Here is a 19,933-nt window from a genome sequence, read left to right on the forward strand (position 1 = left end):
CACGGCGGTCAGGTCGACAGTAGCAGCATCCACAGCGGCAGACTGATCACCGCCAAGAGGGTCGAGAGAAACACCGTCGAGCTAACTGCGCGGGTGTCTTCCTGATTGACCACGAAGGCCAGCACGTTGACACCGCTCGGGCACGCAGCCAGCAATACCAACACGCTCAAGGCGTCATGACTAAGGCCCGGCAACCATTGGCCGACATACCAGACCAGCAGTGGAAACAGAGCGAGCTTCACCAGCGCCAGTCCGAGAGCCGTGGCGCTAGGCCGCAACCGATAACGTGACAGGCTGATGCCCAGCACCATCAGCGCACAAGGCAATGCAGCCTGGGCGAGCCAATCAGCGACACGCCAGATCGGCAGCGGCAGGTCCAAGCTGGATATATTCAACAACGCACCGAGCAACAGGCCAACAATGAGTGGGTTGGCCAAATTCTTCAGCAACGCCGCGGCATTGACCTTTTGCCCCGAACCGAACGCGTTGTAAAAGCTCTGTAGCGAGAACAGGACCAGGCTGTGAAACACCAGAATGGCAAAAACGTACACGAGGCTCGCCGGCCCGAGCAACGTGGTCACCAGGGGGATCCCAACCAATACGTTATTCGAGTAGGCTGCGGTCAAGCCTAGGGGCGACGCTCGCCCGAGCAGACGGTGGGCAATCAGCGACACCAGCATGAAAACGGTAAGTACCGGCCCGAAATAGGCCAATAACAGTGTCACTGACATCCCGTCGCTAAGCTGCGCACGGGCAATGCCGGTGAACAAGACTGCCGGCATGAACAATTTGAAGGTTATATTGGCGAGCCCAGCTGCCGCCTCCCCCGCCAGCCAGCCACGCCACCCCAACAGGTAGCCGAGCATGATCAAGCCGAAGATTGGCAATATTGCCTGAAACACCACCACGCGGCTTCTCCAGGAATCGTTGCGACTTCATGTCGCCCCGCAAAAGACCGCGCAGAATACCCGAGTCTCGCGTCAGATCACCACATCAGGCCTAGGCCGATGCACCCTAGCGTAGACATCGCCGCGCTTGGGTGCTCAGGCTTGGGTGTGCTGCGCGGCACCTGCGGCTGCAACAGCTACCGCCTCGGCCAGCGCATCGAGCACAATGGACAGGTCGTCATGCCAGTCGTGGGTCTCGATGCCAAAGGTCGTCTCGAACTTCGAGCAATCGAGTACCGACCAAGCCGGCCGGCGCGCAGGAGTGGGGTATTGAGCGGTGCTAATAGGCGATACCTTGGGACGGGCAGCAAGCATGCCCTTGGCTTCCGCCTGACGGAAAACTTCCACGGCGAAATCGAACCAGGTACACGGGGAACGCCCACTGTAATGGTAGAGACCCCACGCCAAAACGCCGTTCTGGGCATAACGCTGCGCCAGTTCCAGCAATGCGTCGGCAATGCTACCCGCCTGAGTGGGGCAGCCATACTGATCGGCAACTACCGATAGGGCGTCGCGCTGGCAGCCAAGGCGTAGCATGGTTTTCACGAAATTGTGGCCATGCACCCCATAGACCCAGCTGGTTCGCAAAATAAGATGCTCGTCCAGCACGGCTTGAATGGCCGCTTCGCCCGCTAGCTTGCTAGCACCATAAACACCTGTTGGCGCGACTTCATCTTCCTCTCTATAAGGCGCTCGAGCGTTTCCGGAAAACACATAATCCGTGGATATGTGCAGCAGAGGAATGGAGGCTTGACGAGCCGCTTGCGCCAGCCGTTCTGCACCGTCGCGGTTTACGCTATAGGCCCTCTCACCGTGCGTCTCGGCATTGTCGACATGCGTGTAAGCCGCCGCATTGATGATAAGCCCCGGCTTGAGCCGGCTAACCAGATCAGCCACCTGCCCGGCATCCGTGATGTCTAGATTGTCGCGAGTCATGCCGAGCGCTTCGAGACCGTACCCGCTGGCACGGTTTATCAATTCGTGACCGACCTGGCCACCGGCTCCGCATACTAGAATTCGCATCTGGTTAGCGCCTCGTTCAAGGCCTGCGTGAACGGCAGGCATGGATTCGTAACAAACTCGATACACGCATCAGTCTGCAGCTACCGAGATAGCGCGGCCCGCGCTTGGTTCAGGCCAGCATAAATGCGTTTTGTTCCGCTCGATCGAGGCGTAGCAAGAATTATTGTGCTCGCGCTGACCTAACGCGGCGCCTCGGGGCGTGAGAAGCATGTCATCCGTGCCGTCGGCGGGCCGGTTGTGCCAGCCGGCAATGCTAACACGAGTGAAACTTGAGGCCGGCACCGCGGACCAAACAGGATAGATATTGCGGCAAATCGCCAGACGCCACTGCCAGTAGGTCCACATCGCCATCCCAACAGGAGGACGCCGTTATGCCTAGAGGCGAAAAATCGAAATACACCGATAAACAACAACGTAAAGCCGAACATATCGAAGACAGCTATGAAGAGCGCGGCGTACCAGCTAAAGAAGCAGAAGCGCGAGCTTGGGCCACTGTCAACAAACAATCCGGTGGGGGCGAACGCAAGGGCGGTTCGGGGCAAGAGAAAAGCGAGACAGCCAAGCGAGCCGACCGCAAGGATTCTGCACATCGAGCTGCAGAGGCTCGCTCCGGCGATTCACCCAACAAGGGCTCGGCACGTAGCGACCGCTCAGGTAGCACATCCCTTACTGATCTCACCCGCGACGAACTGATGCATAAAGCGCAGGAGCGTGATGTGCACGGTCGTTCGAAGATGCGCAAGGACGAGCTGATAAAGGCGCTCAGTTGATGGCTGATAGAATGCAGAAACCCGACCCTCGGGACGACGGGACACCAAGCCCGATTCCCGAGCCTGAACGCAAAGAACCCGGCGAGCCAATTCCTATTGAAGAGCCGGGCAAGCCGGAACGCCCCAGTGACGGACGCGGCTAAACTTTCCGCATCCCTGCCTATCACAGCTTAGGGCCCAGCGAGACGCCGACAGGCGCGACGGCTACCCGGCTGCGCATATCGCGCGCCACAGACCCAGGAGACCGTGATGAGTTACGTGCAATTGAGCGATAAACAGACTTTGCGCGAACGCGCACGCCAGCATGTCGAAAACGGCGCGGTGACCGAAAGCTACTCGGCCGATCGCGATACGGTGATCAACCTGCTCAACGAGGCGCTGGCGACCGAACTGGTCTGCTACCTGCGCTATAAGCGCCATTACTATATGGCCACAGGCTTGAAATCGAGCGTCGCCGCTGACGAGTTTCTCGAGCACGCCAATGAAGAACAAGAGCACGCCGACCGTCTGGCCGAACGCATCGTTCAGCTCGGTGGTGCCCCGGACTTCAACCCGGACGGTCTCACCGAGCGCGCCCATGCGCAATATGCTGAGGGAAACGGCCTGCGTGACATGGTGTTCGAGAACCTAGTGGCGGAGCGCATCGCGATCGACAGCTACCGCGAGATCGTCCAATACATCGGAGATAAAGACCCAACTACGCGGCGCATCTTCGAGGACATCCTTGCTCAGGAAGAAGAGCACGCCGATGACATGGCCGGTCTGCTAGATGGTTTGAACTGACCGAACCGTACACACCTTTCGCTGCCCCTCAAAAAAAAGGCCACCCAAAAGGTGGCCTCAAAAAAAGGAAAGAGAGTACAGCTCAGCCGGCTGCTGCCGGACGCATGTAGGAGATCGGTGCGGTCTGGGACTCTTCGAACGTCACCATTTCCCACGCATCCTTTTGTTCCATCAGAGTGCGCAGCAAACGGTTGTTCAAGGCATGTCCGGATTTAAAGCCGCGGAATTCGCCGATCAGGCTAGTGCCCAGTAAGTAAAGATCACCAATTGCATCGAGAATCTTGTGTTTCACGAATTCGTCCTCATACCGCAGGCCGTCTTCGTTAAGCACATGGTCTTCATCGACCACGATGGCGTTTTCGACGCTTCCGCCTAGGGCGAGATTGTGCGAGCGAAGGAACTCAATGTCGCGCATGAAACCGAACGTGCGCGCGCGACTGACCTCCTTGACAAAGGAAGTACTGGAGAAATCCACGCTGGCGGTCTGAGTTCGGCCTCGGAAAACCGGATGGTCGAAATCGATCTCGAAACTCACCTTGAAGCCTTCGAATGGCAGGAATGTGGCGTGCTTGTCGCCATCTTCCACCGAAACCTCGCGGATGATGCGGATGAACTTCTTGGGCGCGTCCTGCTCCTGCAGGCCGGCCGATTGAATCAGGAATACGAAGGGCCCAGCGCTACCGTCCATGATCGGCACTTCCGAAGCGGAAAGCTCAACATAGGCATTGTCGATGCCCAGCCCAGCCATCGCTGAAAGCAAATGCTCCACCGTATCCACTTTGACGTCACCGCTGACCAGCGTAGTCGACATGGTCGTCTCGCCGACGTTCTCGGCCCGTGCGGCAATCTGCACAGGCGGGTTGAGATCGGTGCGGCAGAACACGATTCCGGTATCCACGGGAGCCGGCTTCAGGGTGAGGTAAACCTTCTCCCCCGAGTGCAGGCCGACGCCAGTGGCGCGAATGATGTTCTTCAAGGTGCGTTGTCTGATCATGGCTCGTTTTCGCTAGTGCGCTGTTGCGAATGGTTTCCAACAAAGGTGGCGATCATAGCAGAACCCAACTTTGCTGAATACCAATCACCCCGATAGTCCTGATACATCCAATCAATCAGCCTGACGACGCAAGAACGCCGGGATGTCCAGGTAATCCAAGTCCTCCTGAGGATTCATCTTCGCCGCGGTAGCCGCTGCGTGGGCCTGATTACGCATCACGGTTGGTCGGTCCAGGTCACGATAATTCACCGCGGCCTGATCCTGACGCGCGACTGGGGCGGCCTGGGGCGCGACGGCTGCAGTCTGCAGGGTATTGTCTACAACCTTGACCGGCTTCTCATTGCGCGGTCCGAGACCAGTGGCCACAACCGTCACATGCAGTTCGTCCAGCATATCGGGGTCGATAACGGCGCCGACCTTAACGGTCGCTTCGTCGGAGGCGAACGCCTCGATGATCTCACCCACCGCAGCGTACTCGCCCAGCGAAAGATCCAGACCAGCGGTAATGTTAACCAGAATGCCACGCGCGCCCTGCAGGTTGACGTCTTCCAGCAGTGGGTTGCGGATCGCGGCCTCGGTGGCCTCGCGAGCGCGGTTCGGACCGGTGGCACAACCAGTTCCCATCATGGCCATACCCATCTCGCCCATGACCGTTTTAACGTCAGCGAAGTCGACGTTCATCAGGCCGGGGCGCTGCATGATGTCGGAAATGCCGCGCACGGCACCGGTCAGTACATCGTCAGCCTTGGCGAAGGCGGACAGCAGGCTCGCATCCTTGCCGAGGATGGTCAGCAGCTTTTCGTTGGGGATGGTGATCAGCGAGTCGACGCACTCGGACAGCTGACGAATGCCTTCGTCGGCGACCTGCATGCGACGACGCCCTTCGAACGGGAACGGACGGGTCACGACTGCAACGGTGAGAATGCCCATTTCCTTGGCCACCGAAGCGATGACCGGCGCGGCGCCGGTGCCGGTACCGCCGCCCATGCCGGTGGTGATGAATACCATGTCGGCGCCCTGCAGCACCTCGGCAATGCGCTCGCGGTCATCCATCGCGGCCTGACGACCGATATCAGGATTGGTACCGGCGCCCAGCCCCTTGGTAATGGCCGAACCCAACTGCAGTACAGTCCGGGCTTCGATTTTCTTCAGCGCCTGAGCATCGGTGTTGGCGCAGATGAACTCCACACCTTCAACGTTGTTGCGCACCATGTGATTGACGGCGTTGCCGCCGCCTCCGCCTACGCCAATGACCTTAATCACTGCACTTTGCGGGGTATGATCTACGAGTTCGAACATTTCCCTCTCTCCTTCCAGCTTTCTAGTTTTAGGTACAGCCGCACTGCTCAGAAATTGCCCTGGATCCAGCTCTTGAGCCGGTCCACGACAGATGTTTTGGGTTCTTCGGCGGAATTGCCGAGACCGGACATGGATGCGCCGTCGGTCTGCTTGCGCATTCCGTAAAGCAACAGGCCCACACCCGTTGAATAGATGGGATTGCGGACCACGTCCGCGAGTCCTTTGACGCTATGGGGTACGCCTAGGCGCACCGGCATGTGGAAGATTTCTTCTGCGAGTTCGACGGCACCTTCCATCTTGGCTGTACCGCCTGTGAGAACGATCCCTGCCGGAACCAGATCCTCGTAGCCGCTTCGACGCAGCTCGGCCTGAATCAAAGTGAAGAGTTCGTCATAGCGCGGCTCCACGACTTCGGCCAGAGCCTGACGTGAGAGTTCCCGCGGCGGCCGCTCGCCGACGCTCGGTACCTTGATGGTCTCGCCGGGCCCAGCCAACTTCGCCAGTGCGCAGGCGTAGCGGATCTTGATCTCCTCCGCATACTGAGTCGGAGTGCGCAGCGCCATGGCGATGTCGTTGGTGACTTGGTCACCTGCGATCGGAATGACAGCGGTGTGCCGGATAGCGCCTTCGGTGAATATGCAAATGTCGGTGGTCCCGCCACCGATATCCACCAGGCAGACGCCCAGCTCTTTCTCGTCATCGGTCAGCACGGCATGGGCCGAGGCGAGCTGTTCCAAGATGATGTCGTCAACCTCTAGACCACAACGGCGTACGCACTTTTCGATGTTCTGCGCTGCATTGACCGCACAGGTGACCACATGAACCTTGGCTTCCAGGCGAACCCCGGACATGCCCAGTGGTTCGCGCACGCCTTCCTGGTTATCGATCACGTAATCCTGTGGCAGCGTGTGCAGAACCCTTTGATCGGCCGGGATCGCCACAGCCTGTGCAGCGTCGAGCACACGTTCGAGGTCTGCGGTGCTGACTTCACGATCACGGATGGCAACGATGCCGTGCGAGTTGAGGCTGCGGATATGGCTGCCAGCCAGGCCGACGAACGCAGAATGGATGCGGCAGCCCGCCATCAGCTGAGCTTCTTCAACGGCGCGCTGGATCGACTGAACGGTGGACTCGATATTGACCACCACGCCTTTTTTCAATCCACGCGACGGATGGGTCCCGATCCCGACGATCTCGAGTTCGCCATCCGGCGTCACTTCGCCGACCAGCGCCACCACCTTGGAAGTGCCGATGTCGAGACCGACGATCATCTTGCCGCTTTGCACGCTAGACATGTGTTTCATTCCTCAATTCTTCGCTACGACGGATTCGTCCGTCGTGGTCGGGCTCGGCTCCCGCCACGCAACGGCGAGGCCATTGGCGTAGCGAAGGTCGATCCGCGCAATTTTGTCGCTCTCCTGCGCCAGCTCTTGCTGGTAGATGGCAGTGAAGCGCCGCATTTTTTCGATTATCTGATCCCTTCCCAGTAGCAGCTCGACGCCCTGCCCGGTCGTCACAAACCAGCTGCCTCGTGCTCGCAGCTCCAGGCGAGCAATGGAGAAACCGAGTGGCCGCAGCATCTGGCTGAGCACCTGGTACTGCTGCATCACTCGCTGCTGGGCCCGCTTCGGACCATACAACTGCGGCAAGTGTTCATACCGAGCCAAGTTGTCCGGGGCGAAGGCCTGACCGTTATTGTTCAACAGCGATTCGTCGCCCCAGCGAGCAATGGGCAACTGCTCGTCAAGACGCACCATGACCTCGTCTGGCCAGATTCGGCGCGCTTCGACATGGGCTATCCACGGCATCTGTTCAAGGTCGCGACGCAAAGCGTCGAGATCAACCTTAAAGAAACTGGCCTCGACAAACGGCGCCATGCGCGCCTGCACCGCTTGCTGATCGACGTAGGTCAGTTCGCCCCGAACGCTTACCTTGGCAATCGGCCGATCGGCATAGGGCGCGAGATAGTCACCCAGCTGGTAAAGCCCCACAGCCAGCCCCACAAGCAATACCGGCCACAGTGCACGCTTGAGCGAACCCAGGCTCGGCCGCGGCAAGCGCGCCGAAAGCGGTTCGCGCTGCACCAGGCGGCTCGCACCCCGCTGTACCGGCTTGCGCGAGGTGCGGCCGGTGGCGGGTTGAGAGTGACGCAGCGTGGTGATCATCGATCAGTTCTCCGTCGCCAGGCTGGCGTCCAGAATTGCAAGTACCAGCTGCTGGAAATCCAGCCCTGCGGCCCGCGCAGCCATCGGCACCAGGCTGTGATCGGTCATGCCCGGTACGGTATTGACTTCCAGTAGCCAGAAAGCCCCCGTGTCATCCTGCATAACATCGACACGCGCCCAGCCCTGGATACCCACTGCTTCGCAGGCGCGAGCGGACAAGTCCTTCAGCTCCTGTTCTTTGGCCGCATCCAGCCCGCAAGGGATCCGGTACTGGGTGTCGTTGGCGACATACTTCGCGTCGTAGTCGTAGAAGGTGTGCGGCGTACCCAGACCAATCGGTGGGAGCACCGTGCCGCGCAGAGTGGCGATAGTGAACTCCGGCCCCTGGATCCATTGCTCGACCAGCACCTGCGAGTCGTAAGCACTCGCCCCGCGCCAGGCAGCGATAAGTTCAGCGACACCGCCGACCTTCGCCATGCCGATGCTCGAGCCCTCGTGCGCCGGTTTGACGATCAGCGGAAAACCCAGACTCTCGGCCGCGGCCCGACAATCGGCCTCGCTGGCCAGCACGGCATGCCGCGGGGTCGGCAGACCAAGGCTCTGCCATACCTGCTTGGTGCGCAGCTTGTCCATGGCCAAGGCCGATGCAAGGATGCCGCTCCCGGTATAAGGAATTCCGGCGCACTCGAGCAGGCCTTGCATGCTGCCGTCTTCGCCGCCACGCCCATGCAGCACGATAAAGGCGCGATCAATGCGTTCGCTGCTCAGCCGAGCCAACAGATTATCGTCAACGTCGATGCCGAACGCGTCAACACCGGCCGACTGCAGAGCCGCGAGCACTGCCGCTCCAGACTTCAGCGACACCTCGCGCTCGGCACTCTTGCCACCGTAGAGCACGGCGACCCGGCCGAACGTTCGGGGGTCAAGGGTCGATTGCAGGGCCGTCATTCGCTCTTCCTCGTGGCGCTTGCTGCGCCAGCAAACAGGGGACTGTTGATGAGTTGCGGGGCCAACCCGCCTATGTCGCCAGCGCCCTGGCAAAGCAGAATGTCGCCCGGACGCAGCAGCGGTTTGACCAACGGAGCCAAGTCGACACCGCGCTCGATGTAGATCGGGTCGAGTTGGCCGCGCTGGCGGATGCTGTGGCAAAGATGGCGGCTGTCGGCGCCAGGAATAGGTTCCTCGCCGGCTGGATACACCTCCATCACGAGCAACACATTCGCGTCGTTCAACACCTGCACGAAGTCGTCGTAGAGATCACGTGTCCGGCTGAAGCGGTGCGGCTGATAGACCATGACCAAGCGACGCTCGGGCCACCCGCCCCGGACGGCCTGGATCACGGCGGCCACTTCACGCGGGTGATGGCCGTAATCGTCGACGAGCATCACACTGCCGTCTTCGACTGGTAACTCGCCGTAAACCTGGAAACGCCGGCCGACACCACCAAACTGAGACAAGCCCTGGACGATCGCCTCGTCGTCGATGCCCTCGTCAGTGGCAATCGCGATAGTTGCCAGGGCGTTGAGCACATTATGGTTGCCGGGCATGTTGACCGACACATCGAGCGCGTCGAAGCCGTCCCGCAGCACCGTGAAATAGGTGCGCATCCCTTCCTGACGAACATTTATCGCCCTTACATCAGCATCTTCATGCATGCCGTACGTAGTGATAGGGCGTCCCACCTGTGGAATGATTTCGCGCACTACCGGGTCGTCGACACACAGCACCGCCAGCCCGTAGAACGGAAGGTTGTGCAAGAATTCGACGAACGTCTTCTTTAGCTTGCCGAAGTCACCGCCATAGGTGCTCATGTGGTCGGCATCGATGTTGGTGACGACAGCGACCATCGGCTGCAAATGCAGGAAACTGGCGTCGCTTTCGTCGGCCTCGGCAATCAGATACCGGCTGGAACCCAGCTGGGCATTGGTGCCAGCCGCGGTCAGGCGGCCACCGATCACAAAGGTTGGATCCAGCCCACCCGCAGCAAACACAGAAGCCAGCAAGCTGGTGGTAGTGGTCTTGCCATGGGTACCTGCTACGGCAATGCCGTGGCGATAGCGCATCAGCTCGGCGAGCATCTCGGCACGCGGCACGACTGGTATTCGCTGCTCGAGCGCAAAGGCCACTTCCGGATTGGAAGCGTTGACCGCGCTGGAAACCACCAGTACATCAGCCCCAGCGACGTTCCCAGCCTGGTGGCCGATGAAAATGTGCGCGCCGAAATTCTGCAGGCGCTCGGTGCTCGCCGAGGTTTTGAGATCCGAACCGGAAACGTCGTAACCGAGGTTCAGCAGCACTTCGGCGATGCCGCACATGCCAACGCCACCCACTCCGACGAAGTGAATCCGGCGGATGCGGCGCATGCGCCGTACTTCGGCTTTGACCGCAGCTGGGGACTTAGCCATGCGCCACCTCCAGACAGATATCGACGACGGTTCGGGTGGCGTCCGGCCGAGCCAGGCGACGTGCCGTGGCTCCCATGGCCTTGAGTTTTTCCGGCTGCATCATTACCTCGGTCAACTGCGCGGCCAGTGCGGCAGCATCGGTTTTTGCTTGGGGAAGAAGAACGGCGGCGCCTTCCTTCGCCAGATATTCGGCGTTACGGGTCTGGTGGTCGTCGATCGCGTGGGGCAGTGGCACCAGAAACGAAGGCAGCCCGGCAGCTGCCAGCTCGCACACCGTCAGCGCGCCGGAGCGGCAGATCACCAGATCGGCCCAGGCATAAGCCCGCGCCATATCTTTTATGAACGGGGCGACCTCAGCGTCGACGCCTGCCGCGACATAGCGCTCCTGAGTAATCTCAGCGTGCTGCCTGCCCGCCTGATGGAAGACCTCAGGACGCAGCTCGCTAGGCAACTGGGCGAGCGCCTCTGGCAAAAGCTTGTTCAGCGGTTCAGCACCCAGGCTGCCGCCTAGGACCAGCAGCCGTGGGCGGCGGCCAAGCAACGTCTGTCTCGGCGTCTCGAGAAACAGCTCATTGCGCACGGGATTACCGGTGGTGCGGCGCTTCGAGCTTGCGCTGAATGTATTCGGAAACGCCTCGCAGACGCGCTGCGCAAACGGCACCAAACTGCGATTGGCAGTTCCGGCGACAGCGTTCTGCTCGTGGATCACCAAGGGGACCCCTGCCAACCTAGCGGCCAACCCACCCGGGCCGGTCACGTAGCCACCAAGCCCAAGCACACAAACCGGTCGGAGTTCACGGATCACGCGCCGCGCCTGACCAAGCGAGCGCAGCAGTTGGAACGGCGCCTTGAGCAGAGATCCCAGTCCCTTGCCACGCAATCCGCTTACCTGAATCAGGTGCAGCGGCAGTCCAGCAGCAGGAACCACTTCGTTTTCGATGCCTCGCGGCGTGCCAAGCCAGTGCACGCTATAGCCACGGCTCTGGAACTCGTGAGCGCAGGCCAACGCCGGGAATACATGCCCCCCGGTTCCGCCCGCCATGATCAAAACATTACCGCCCATACGCGGCCCCCTTGCTCTGGGGGGCAGGCGCCTCGGCAAAATCCTCTTCGCTGAACTCGGCATCTTCGCTGCCCAGCACCGTGCGGCTTTCCCACTCAATGCGCAGCAGCAAGGCCATGCTGGCGCAGGTCACCACCAGCGAGCTGCCGCCATAACTCAGGAACGGCAAGGTCAGACCTTTGGTCGGCAACAGCCCGATATTCACGCCAACGTTGATCAGGAACTGACCGAGCCAAAGGAACGCAACGCCCCAGGCGATATAAGCAGCGAAGAACTGCCGCGCCCGCTCGGCCGCAAGCCCGATGTACAAGGCGCGAACACCAACGAAAGCGAACAGCAGGATGGTCAGCAGCGCGCCCACCATGCCCAGCTCTTCGGCAAGCACGGAAAAGACGAAATCGGTATGCGCCTCAGGCAGATAGAACTGCTTCTGCACGCTGTTGCCAAGACCAACACCCAGCCATTCACCACGCCCAAATGCGATCAAGGCCTGCGTCAGCTGGTAGCCCGCACCGTACTGATCGGCCCAGGGGTCGGTGAAGGTAATCAACCGCTGCAGTCGGTACTCCTGCGTCTGTACCAGAACGAACACCGCGCCGACTGCGAGCAGAACCAGCAGGCTGAATCGAACCAGGCCGACGCCCCCGAGGAACAGCATGGCAACCGCCGCGCCCATCATCACCACGGTTGCACCAAAATCCGGCTCAAGCAGAAGCAGCATGGCCATGGGAAGCAAAACCAGAAACGGCTTGAGAAAGCCCCATAGGCTTTCGCGCACCTCTTGTTGGCGGCGCACCAGATAACCGGCCAGGTAAACCACGACGAACAGCTTGGCCAATTCCGACGGCTGTACGTTGAATGCGCCGAAACCGATCCAGCGCATGGAACCGTTCACCTCGCGACCGATGCCTGGAATCAACACCAGAATCAACAGCACAAATGCACCGATCAGCAGCATCCAGTCCAACCGCTGCCAAGCTGAGAGGGGCACCAACAGAACCAGGGCTGCGGCGCCAAGTCCGAGCAGGACGTACACCAGATGGCGGATCATGTAATACATGGGATTGCCGGCATTCACCGCCGCGACTTCGGAGGACGCGGAAGTGATCATGACCAAGCCAAGGCCCAACAAAGCCAGGCAGCCTGCGAGCATAGGGAAGTCGAGGTCCAGTCCGCGACGGCTGAACAGGGGCGAAGGCGCACTACGCAAGAATGCGAGCATCAGCTGAGCGCCCCCACCGCGGCGGCGAACTGACGTCCGCGATCTTCGAAATTCTCGAACATGTCGAGGCTGGCACAGGCTGGCGACAGTAGGACCGCATCGCCGGGCTGGGCCAGCTTGGCGGCCAGCTCTACAGCGTCTTGGAGTGTCTGGACGCGGTGGATGGGTGCAGCCCCTTCAAGCGCAGCCGCTAGCAGCTGCGCATCGCGCCCCAGCAAAACGACCGCACGGCATTGATGCGAGACCGGACTGTGCAAGGCCGAAAAATCGGCACCCTTGCCATCGCCACCGGCGATGAGCACCAACTCACCCGTGATGTCGCTACCCAGCCCATCGATTGCGGCCAGAGCAGCTCCGACGTTAGTTGCCTTCGAGTCGTCGTAGTAGGTAACGCCTTTGCGTTTTCCGACCCATTGGCAGCGATGGGCCAGCCCGCCGAAGTTTCGCAGGGTCGTGAGCATCGGCTCGAACGGGAGGCCGACAGCGTGGCCGAGAGCCAAGGCTGCCAGCGCATTGGACTGGTTATGAGCCCCACGCATCTTCAATTGGTTGGCCGGCATCAGGGCATCGAACTGGAAGGCGAGATACTTTTCGCCATTTTCTTCGAACAACCCGAAGCCCTTGAAATCAGGCTTGCCGAGTCCGAAGGACCAGGTGGGTAGATCATCTGCAATCAACGGCCGACTGAGGCGATCATCACGGTTGATCACAACCTGACGTGCACCACGGAATATACGATGCTTGGCCTGGTGGTAGGCCGGCAGCCCGTCATAGCGATCCATGTGGTCTTCGCTGATATTCAGGCAGGTTGCGACCTCGGCATTTAGCTGGTCGGTGGTTTCCAACTGGAAGCTCGACAGTTCCAACACGTAGAGCTCGACATCATCATTGAGCAGATCCAGCGCTGGCGTACCCAGATTCCCTCCCACAGCCACCTTGCGACCGGCGGCAATAGCCATTTCGCCAACCAGGCTGGTCACCGTGCTTTTCGCGTTCGATCCGGTGATAGCCACGATTGGCGCCTTGGCTTCGCGCGCGAACAGTTCGATATCACCGGACAGCTTCACCCCGTTGGCCGCGGCGGCCTGCAACGCCGGCGTGCTGATCGGCAGGCCCGGACTGACCAACAGTTCGCTGGCGCGGCTGAGGAACTGCGGATCGAGCTCGCCACAACGAACCTCGACATTGGGATACTGCGCTTGCAGAGTGGCCAGCTCCGGTGGGTTCGCACGCGTATCAGCGACGGCAAACGGCACACCACGGCTGGCCAGATGGCGAACCAAGGACATGCCGCTCTTGCCGAGGCCTACAACGATGCGGAACTGATCGGAAGCGATGAGCACTCTTTATTACCTCAATTTCAGCGTGGCGAGACCGACCAGCACCAGGATCACCGTGATGATCCAGAAGCGCACGATCACTCGGGGCTCTGGCCAGCCCTTGAGCTCGAAATGGTGATGAATCGGCGCCATGCGGAACACGCGCTTACCGGTCAGCTTGAACGAGGCGACCTGGATCATCACCGACAGGGTTTCCATCACGAAGACCCCGCCCATGATGAACAGCACCACCTCCTGCCGGACGATCACGGCAATGGTGCCCAAGGCCGCGCCAAGCGCGAGGGCGCCCACATCGCCCATGAACACCTGCGCTGGATAGGTGTTGAACCAGAGAAAGCCGAGCCCGGCGCCGATCAGCGCACCACAGAACACGATCAGCTCACCGGCTCCCGGGATGTATGGAATCAGTAGGTAATCGGCGAAATTCACGTTGCCCGACAGGTAGCAGAAGATGCCCAGACCACCACCAACCATCACGGTCGGCATGATCGCCAGGCCGTCCAGCCCATCGGTGAGGTTTACCGCATTGCTTGAGCCGACGATGACGAAATAGGTCAGCACGATGAAGCCGATCCCCAGCGGGATCTCGATGTTTTTCAGCAGCGGCAGTATCAAGGTGGTTTCGACCGGGGTCTGTGCGGTCATATAAAGGAAGATCGCAGCGCCGACACCGAAGACCGACTGCCAGAAGTATTTCCAGCGACTCGGGAGACCGCGAGAATTCTTCTCGATCACCTTGCGGTAGTCGTCAACCCAACCTATCGCGCCAAACAACAAGGTCACAGCCAGCACTACCCAAACATAGCGATTAGACAGATCGGCCCAGAGCAATGTGCTAATGGCGATCGCGCTGAGGATCAGTGCCCCGCCCATGGTTGGCGTGCCGGATTTCGACAGATGCGTTTGTGGCCCATCAGTGCGTACCGCCTGGCCGATTTGGCGCAGCTGAAGCGTACGGATCAGCCAGGGTCCCAACCACAGCGACAGGACCAGCGCGGTCAGTACGCCAAGAATTCCACGCAGGGAGAGGTATTGAAAGACCGCGAAGCCCGTGTGGAACTGTTGCAGGTACTCAGCGAGTAGCAGCAGCATTAATGTTTCTCCATGCCGGAAGCGGAAAGCGCTGCGACGACTTTGTCCATCGCAGCACTCCGTGATCCCTTGATCAAAATGGTGGTCGCATTGCCTTGCTCCAGTCGCAAAGACTCGATCAGGCTCTGCTGATCGGAGAAATGGCGTGCGCCATGGCCGAAGGCATCGACGGCGTACTTCATTAGCGGCCCGACCGCAAATAAGGTGTCTACTTTGCCTACGGCATAACAGCCGACTTCTCGGTGCCCCTGCTCGGCCCACGAGCCCAGCTCACCCATGTCACCCAGTACCAGTACTGTGCGTCCGGCAAACCCCGCCAGCACGTCAATAGCTGCGCAGACGGATGCCGGATTGGCGTTGTAGGTGTCGTCTATGAGGCGAACGCCATTAGTCAGCATCTGCGCCACGCCTCGCCCTTTCACTGGCTGCAGACTCTCGAGCCCGGCGACGATGTGTTCCTGCGAAACGCCCATCGCACTGGCGGCCGCGGCTGCGGCCAAGGCATTGGCTACGCTGTGGCGTCCGAGCAAATTCAGCTGGACGCGCACCGACCCAGCCGGTCCAGTCAGTACGAAATTGGGGCAGCCGCGAAGGTCGTAGGCAATCGAAGCGGGGTGGATGTCGGCCAGCGGACTCGTTAACGCAAAGCTCACGACGTGCTTGCCTGCTACTCGGCGTTCCCAAACTGAAAAGGCGCGGTCGTCTCGATTAAGCACGGCAACGCCATTTGGGCCGAGGCCATCGAGAATCTCGCCCTTGGCCTCGACGATTTTCTCCGGACCACCAAACTCGCCAACATGAGCCGTGCCCGCGTTGGTAATCAAGCTGACATCTGGCCGAGTCAGGCTGACGGTATAGGCAATTTCGCCGACACGTGAAGCGCCTAGCTCAATCACCGCAGCCTTGTGCTGTAAGCCCAGTTCCAGGAGCGTGAGCGGTGCGCCCAGATCGTTATTTAGATTGCCGCGGGTGGCGAGAACCGCATCGTCGCCATAGGCAGCGCGTAGGATGCTGGCAAGCAGTTCCTTGACGCTGGTCTTGCCACTGGAGCCGGTAATGGCGGCGACCGGACCGTTGAACGCGTTGCGGTTCAATGCGCCCAGCTGGCCTAGAGCGATACGGCTATCGGCAACAACAAGCTGAGGCAACGAAACCTCTGGTACATGGCGCTCAACCAGCGCGGCGGCGGCGCCCTTGGCCGCAACTTCTGCAAGGTAGGTATGGCCGTCGAAGCGAGGCCCGGTGAGTGCAATGAAAAGCTGTCCAGGCTCGATCGCGCGGCTGTCGGTGCTGACAGAGCTAAACGCTGCATCGGCATTGATCAACTTGGCTGATAACGGCTCGACCAGAGCACTAAGGCGCTTGGCTTCAAGCATGAGAACCCCTCCAGGCAGCCAGGGCCGTCGAGGCCTGTTCGAGATCGGAGAATGGCAGGCGCTCGCCTTTTATCTCCTGGTAGTCCTCATGCCCCTTGCCGGCTAGCAGCACCACGTCGTCAATACCGCTGCTTTCAATACAGCGGGCAATCGCTGCGGCGCGCCCCGGCACAAATAGGGCTTGTTCGGGTGCGCTGAAACCTGCACGAATCTCATCGAGGATCTGTAACGGATCTTCATTGCGCGGATTGTCATCGGTGACCGTGACGTGGTCTGCCAAACGCTCGGCTACCTGGGCCATCAGCGTGCGCTTGCCACGGTCGCGGTCGCCACCGCAGCCGAACAGACACAACAACTTACCGCGGGTATGCGGGCGTAGGGCGCCAAGCACCTTTTCCAGCGCATCGGGCGTATGGGCATAATCGACCACGACCAACGGGCGATCACCGCCACCGAGCCGCTGCATTCGACCGGCAGGGCCGTCTACTTCCCGCAGCGCCACGAGAATTTCGTCTAGCGGGTAATCCATTCCCAGCAAAGCGCCTACTGCAGCGAGCACATTGCTGACGTTAAACCGACCGAGCAGAGGGCTACGCAGCGAACGTTCACCCTGGGGCGTCACCAAGCGTGCGTGGATTCCGCTATCGTCTAGCCGCGCTTCGGGGCAGTACAGATAAGCCGACACATCTTCAAGACTGTACGTGATCAGTCGTGAATCAGCGTGCTGTGCCGCGAGCGAACGGCCCAAGGTGTCGTCCAGATTAATCACCCGACAGCTGAGCCCGGGCATGGCGAACAACCGCGACTTGACCTCACCGTAGGCCTCCATGGAGCCGTGATAATCAAGATGATCTCGTGAAAGATTGGTAAACACAGCCACATCGAACGCCAGGGCTGCAACACGTCCCTGCGCCAGGCCATGCGAGGACACCTCCATCGCAACGGCGCGCGCGCCCTGTTTCCTCAGGCTCGCCAGGTTGGCCTGTACGCCGATCGCATCAGGCGTGGTGTGCTGACCGAGGACCAACTCTCCGTGAAAGCCGGTACCGAGGGTGCCGATGATCCCGCAACGCTCACCCAAGCGGTCCAGAGCTTGGGCAATCAGGTAGGTCACGCTGGTCTTGCCATTGGTCCCGGTAACGCCGACCAGGTGCAGACTGCGGCTTGGTTCGCCATAGAATCGCCCTGCGATTGCCGATAGCTGCCCCGCCAGGTTGCGAACCGGCACCAACTCGGCGCTTGCCGCAGTCATTTTCGCAGCACCCTCGGCTTCGTAAGCGATAGCGGCTGCGCCGTGGGCAATCGCATCTGCAATGTGCACGCGGCCGTCTTGCTGGTATCCGGGCACAGCCAGAAACAAATCGCCCGGACGGACCTTGCGGCTGTCTAGCGTCAGCTCTCGAATGAGGGTATCGCTGGCAGCTTGAGGCAGTAACTGATTCAGCGGCATCGGCATCAGATACGCCCTCCCTTGCTCTTGTCAGCGTCGGCGGTTTTGACGTCTTCGGGCGGTAAGTTGTCAGGAGCAACATTCATCAGGCGCAGCGCGCCGGACATCACACGACTGAACACCGGGGCCGAAACCAGTCCCCCGTAATAGCCGCTCTTGCTGGGCTCATCGATGACCACTGCGATGGCAATACGCGGATCACTCATGGGCCCGAAACCCGCAAACATCGAACGGTAGGCATTTTCCTGATAACCCCGACTGTCGGTCGAAGCTTTGCGCGCGGTACCGCTCTTGCCAGCTACGTGATAACCCGGCACTTGGGCGCGGAACACGCCACGCGGGGCCTCGATGACCTCCTGCAGCATGCCTTGGAGCGTTTTCGCGACCTGCGGCGACACCACCTCTACGCCTTCCGGCTTGTGATCGACCCTGGTCAATGACATCGGCACCAAGCGGCCATCGTTGGCTAGCGCGCCATAGGCGTGAGCCAATTGCACAGCGGTTACCGACAGGCCATAACCATATGAAAGCGTGGCAGTTTCGGCCTGGCGCCATTCACGATGTGTTGGAAGATTGCCGACTCGCTCGCCAGGGAAGCCCAAACCGGTGTCTTGTCCGAAACCGATCTTGCGCATGACCTCATGAATCGCAGCGCCGCCGATATCAAAAGCAACCTTGCTCATACCGACGTTGGAAGAATTAATGAGGATGCCCGTCAGGCTAAGCTCACGGCCTTCGGTTCTGGACACGTCGCGGATCGTGTAGCGACCGATGCGCAGCGAACCTGGCCAAACCTCAACCAGGTCGCTGGGCTTCCACCGGCCCGTTTCAAGGGCCGCGCTCATGGAGATGGGTTTCATCGTCGAACCCGGTTCAAACAGGTCCGTCATTGCTCGGTTACGCATCGCCGCTGGCTGCAGATTCCGGCGATTGTTCGGGTTATAGGTCGGCTGATTGACCATGGCCAGCACTTCGCCCGTTTTCACGTCGAGCACGACCAAGCTGCCGGCTTTTGCGCCGAACTCCAACAAAGCGTTACGCAGCTCGCGATGCGCCAGATACTGCAGGCGCAGATCAAGGGACAGCGCAAGCGCCTTGCCGGCCTTGGCATTTTTTACGACCTGAACATCTTTGATCAAACGGCCACGACGGTCCTTGAGCACCTGTCGCTTGCCCGGAACACCGGCCAACCACTCGTTATAGGCCAGTTCCATGCCTTCACGACCGTGGTCGTCGATATCGGTAAAACCAACCACATGAGCGGCCACTTCGCCAGCGGGGTAGAAACGGCGAAACTCTTCATGCGCGTAAACGCCCGGTATCTCCATATCCAGAACTCGCTGCCCCTGCTCAGGTGTCAGGCCGCGCACCAAGTACATGAATTCTCGCTCGGCCTGATCCTTGAGGCGCTGATGCAGCCCAGCAGGGTCCTGCCCCAGCGCCTCAGCCAGTTCGGGCCAGCGGGCCTGTGCACTTTGCATTTCGCGCGGGTTCGCCCATAGCGTGGTGACCGGAGTACTCACCGCCAGGGGCTCGCCATGACGATCAGTCATGAGGCCACGGTGTGCTGGGATTGGAATATGCCGCACGCTGCGCGCATCTCCCTGCCCTTTTAGAAACCCCTGATCCAGCACTTGCAAGTCGACAATTCGCCATGCAATGGCCCCTACCATCAATGCCAGCAGAGCGACCACGATGCGAAAACGCCATGGATAGAGCGCGCCCTGGAGTTTCATGGCGCCACCAACCTGACAGCGCCCGCTTCAGGAATGTGCATCTTCAACTGCTCGGAAGCCAAGGTCTCGATGCGGCTGTGAGCAGTCCAAGTGCTCTGCTCAAGTATCAGGCGGCCCCATTCAGCCTGCGCCTTGTCACGCACACTGAGTTCGCCGTACAGCTCATTGAGCAACTGGCGGTTCCAGTGCGCGCTATAGGCGACAGCAATCGCCGACATCAGCACGGCAATAAACAACACCAGCATCAGCAGGCTGCCGTGGGGCATGG

18 protein-coding genes are annotated in these 19,933 nt (G+C 60.2%); 2 read left to right on the forward strand and 16 right to left on the reverse strand.

Translation table 11 applies throughout. The features are described 5' to 3' along the window. Positions 1 to 8: 8 nt before the first annotated feature. Both ACIGHL_RS10025 and rfbD read right to left on the reverse strand, forming a co-directional pair. Entirely contained in the window at positions 9 to 908 is a 900-nt protein-coding gene (locus ACIGHL_RS10025) for an AEC family transporter (protein WP_128120003.1), read from the reverse strand. 135 nt (positions 909 to 1,043) lie between these two features. Next, positions 1,044 to 1,970, reverse strand: coding sequence for a dTDP-4-dehydrorhamnose reductase (gene rfbD / locus ACIGHL_RS10030; RefSeq protein ID WP_128120004.1), 927 nt, complete (start codon positions 1,968 to 1,970; stop codon positions 1,044 to 1,046). Between the two features lie 371 nt (positions 1,971 to 2,341). On the opposite strand from rfbD, the gene ACIGHL_RS10035 reads away from it, so the two are divergent. After that, a complete protein-coding gene (locus ACIGHL_RS10035; protein ID WP_128120005.1) occupies positions 2,342 to 2,740 on the forward strand; it encodes a Rho termination factor N-terminal domain-containing protein in 399 nt (132 codons plus the stop codon). Between the two features lie 249 nt (positions 2,741 to 2,989). Continuing rightward, entirely contained in the window at positions 2,990 to 3,523 is a 534-nt protein-coding gene (locus tag ACIGHL_RS10040) for a ferritin-like domain-containing protein (protein ID WP_128120006.1), read from the forward strand. Between the two features lie 82 nt (positions 3,524 to 3,605). On the opposite strand, the gene lpxC is transcribed toward ACIGHL_RS10040, so the two are convergent. The 14 genes from lpxC to ftsL form a co-directional block, all read right to left on the reverse strand. After that, positions 3,606 to 4,517 (reverse strand): UDP-3-O-acyl-N-acetylglucosamine deacetylase, encoded by a 912-nt coding sequence (lpxC, locus tag ACIGHL_RS10045; protein WP_128120007.1) that lies wholly within the window; start codon positions 4,515 to 4,517, stop codon positions 3,606 to 3,608. A 111-nt stretch (positions 4,518 to 4,628) separates the two neighbouring features. Further along, positions 4,629 to 5,816, reverse strand: coding sequence for a cell division protein FtsZ (gene ftsZ, locus ACIGHL_RS10050; protein WP_128120008.1), 1,188 nt, complete (start codon positions 5,814 to 5,816; stop codon positions 4,629 to 4,631). A 47-nt stretch (positions 5,817 to 5,863) separates the two neighbouring features. Next, the gene (gene ftsA / locus ACIGHL_RS10055; protein WP_128120009.1) at positions 5,864 to 7,111 is read right to left on the reverse strand and encodes a cell division protein FtsA; all 1,248 of its coding nucleotides are present in this window, start codon (positions 7,109 to 7,111) and stop codon (positions 5,864 to 5,866) included. Between the two features lie 12 nt (positions 7,112 to 7,123). Beyond that, complete coding sequence (locus ACIGHL_RS10060) at positions 7,124 to 7,981, reverse strand: cell division protein FtsQ/DivIB (protein ID WP_127840006.1); 858 nt, start codon at positions 7,979 to 7,981, stop codon at positions 7,124 to 7,126. 3 nt (positions 7,982 to 7,984) lie between these two features. Beyond that, positions 7,985 to 8,929, reverse strand: coding sequence for a D-alanine--D-alanine ligase (locus ACIGHL_RS10065; protein ID WP_128120010.1), 945 nt, complete (start codon positions 8,927 to 8,929; stop codon positions 7,985 to 7,987). Then, the gene (gene murC / locus ACIGHL_RS10070) at positions 8,926 to 10,386 is read right to left on the reverse strand and encodes a UDP-N-acetylmuramate--L-alanine ligase (protein ID WP_045424848.1); all 1,461 of its coding nucleotides are present in this window, start codon (positions 10,384 to 10,386) and stop codon (positions 8,926 to 8,928) included. The genes ACIGHL_RS10065 and murC overlap by 4 nt, the downstream gene beginning before the upstream one ends. Continuing rightward, a complete protein-coding gene (murG, locus tag ACIGHL_RS10075; protein WP_128120011.1) occupies positions 10,379 to 11,449 on the reverse strand; it encodes an undecaprenyldiphospho-muramoylpentapeptide beta-N-acetylglucosaminyltransferase in 1,071 nt (356 codons plus the stop codon). Before murG ends, murC begins: the two co-directional genes overlap by 8 nt. Beyond that, positions 11,439 to 12,671, reverse strand: coding sequence for a putative lipid II flippase FtsW (gene ftsW / locus ACIGHL_RS10080; protein ID WP_128120012.1), 1,233 nt, complete (start codon positions 12,669 to 12,671; stop codon positions 11,439 to 11,441). Before ftsW ends, murG begins: the two co-directional genes overlap by 11 nt. Further along, positions 12,671 to 14,014, reverse strand: coding sequence for a UDP-N-acetylmuramoyl-L-alanine--D-glutamate ligase (gene murD, locus ACIGHL_RS10085; RefSeq protein ID WP_128120013.1), 1,344 nt, complete (start codon positions 14,012 to 14,014; stop codon positions 12,671 to 12,673). Before murD ends, ftsW begins: the two co-directional genes overlap by 1 nt. A gap of 6 nt (positions 14,015 to 14,020) precedes the next feature. Next, on the reverse strand, positions 14,021 to 15,103 hold the full coding sequence (gene mraY / locus ACIGHL_RS10090; protein ID WP_045424838.1) for a phospho-N-acetylmuramoyl-pentapeptide-transferase: 1,083 nt from the start codon (positions 15,101 to 15,103) through the stop codon (positions 14,021 to 14,023). Beyond that, complete coding sequence (locus ACIGHL_RS10095) at positions 15,103 to 16,479, reverse strand: UDP-N-acetylmuramoyl-tripeptide--D-alanyl-D-alanine ligase (protein ID WP_128120014.1); 1,377 nt, start codon at positions 16,477 to 16,479, stop codon at positions 15,103 to 15,105. Before ACIGHL_RS10095 ends, mraY begins: the two co-directional genes overlap by 1 nt. Then, positions 16,472 to 17,935, reverse strand: coding sequence for a UDP-N-acetylmuramoyl-L-alanyl-D-glutamate--2,6-diaminopimelate ligase (locus ACIGHL_RS10100; protein WP_128120015.1), 1,464 nt, complete (start codon positions 17,933 to 17,935; stop codon positions 16,472 to 16,474). Before ACIGHL_RS10100 ends, ACIGHL_RS10095 begins: the two co-directional genes overlap by 8 nt. Then, the gene (locus ACIGHL_RS10105) at positions 17,935 to 19,665 is read right to left on the reverse strand and encodes a peptidoglycan D,D-transpeptidase FtsI family protein (protein ID WP_128120016.1); all 1,731 of its coding nucleotides are present in this window, start codon (positions 19,663 to 19,665) and stop codon (positions 17,935 to 17,937) included. The genes ACIGHL_RS10100 and ACIGHL_RS10105 overlap by 1 nt, the downstream gene beginning before the upstream one ends. After that, the gene (ftsL, locus tag ACIGHL_RS10110; protein ID WP_234463424.1) at positions 19,662 to 19,931 is read right to left on the reverse strand and encodes a cell division protein FtsL; all 270 of its coding nucleotides are present in this window, start codon (positions 19,929 to 19,931) and stop codon (positions 19,662 to 19,664) included. The genes ACIGHL_RS10105 and ftsL overlap by 4 nt, the downstream gene beginning before the upstream one ends. Positions 19,932 to 19,933: the final 2 nt, after the last annotated feature.

It is taken from the genome of Pseudomonas sp. NPDC077451 (assembly GCF_044543345.1).
GTDB lineage: Bacteria > Pseudomonadota > Gammaproteobacteria > Pseudomonadales > Pseudomonadaceae > Stutzerimonas.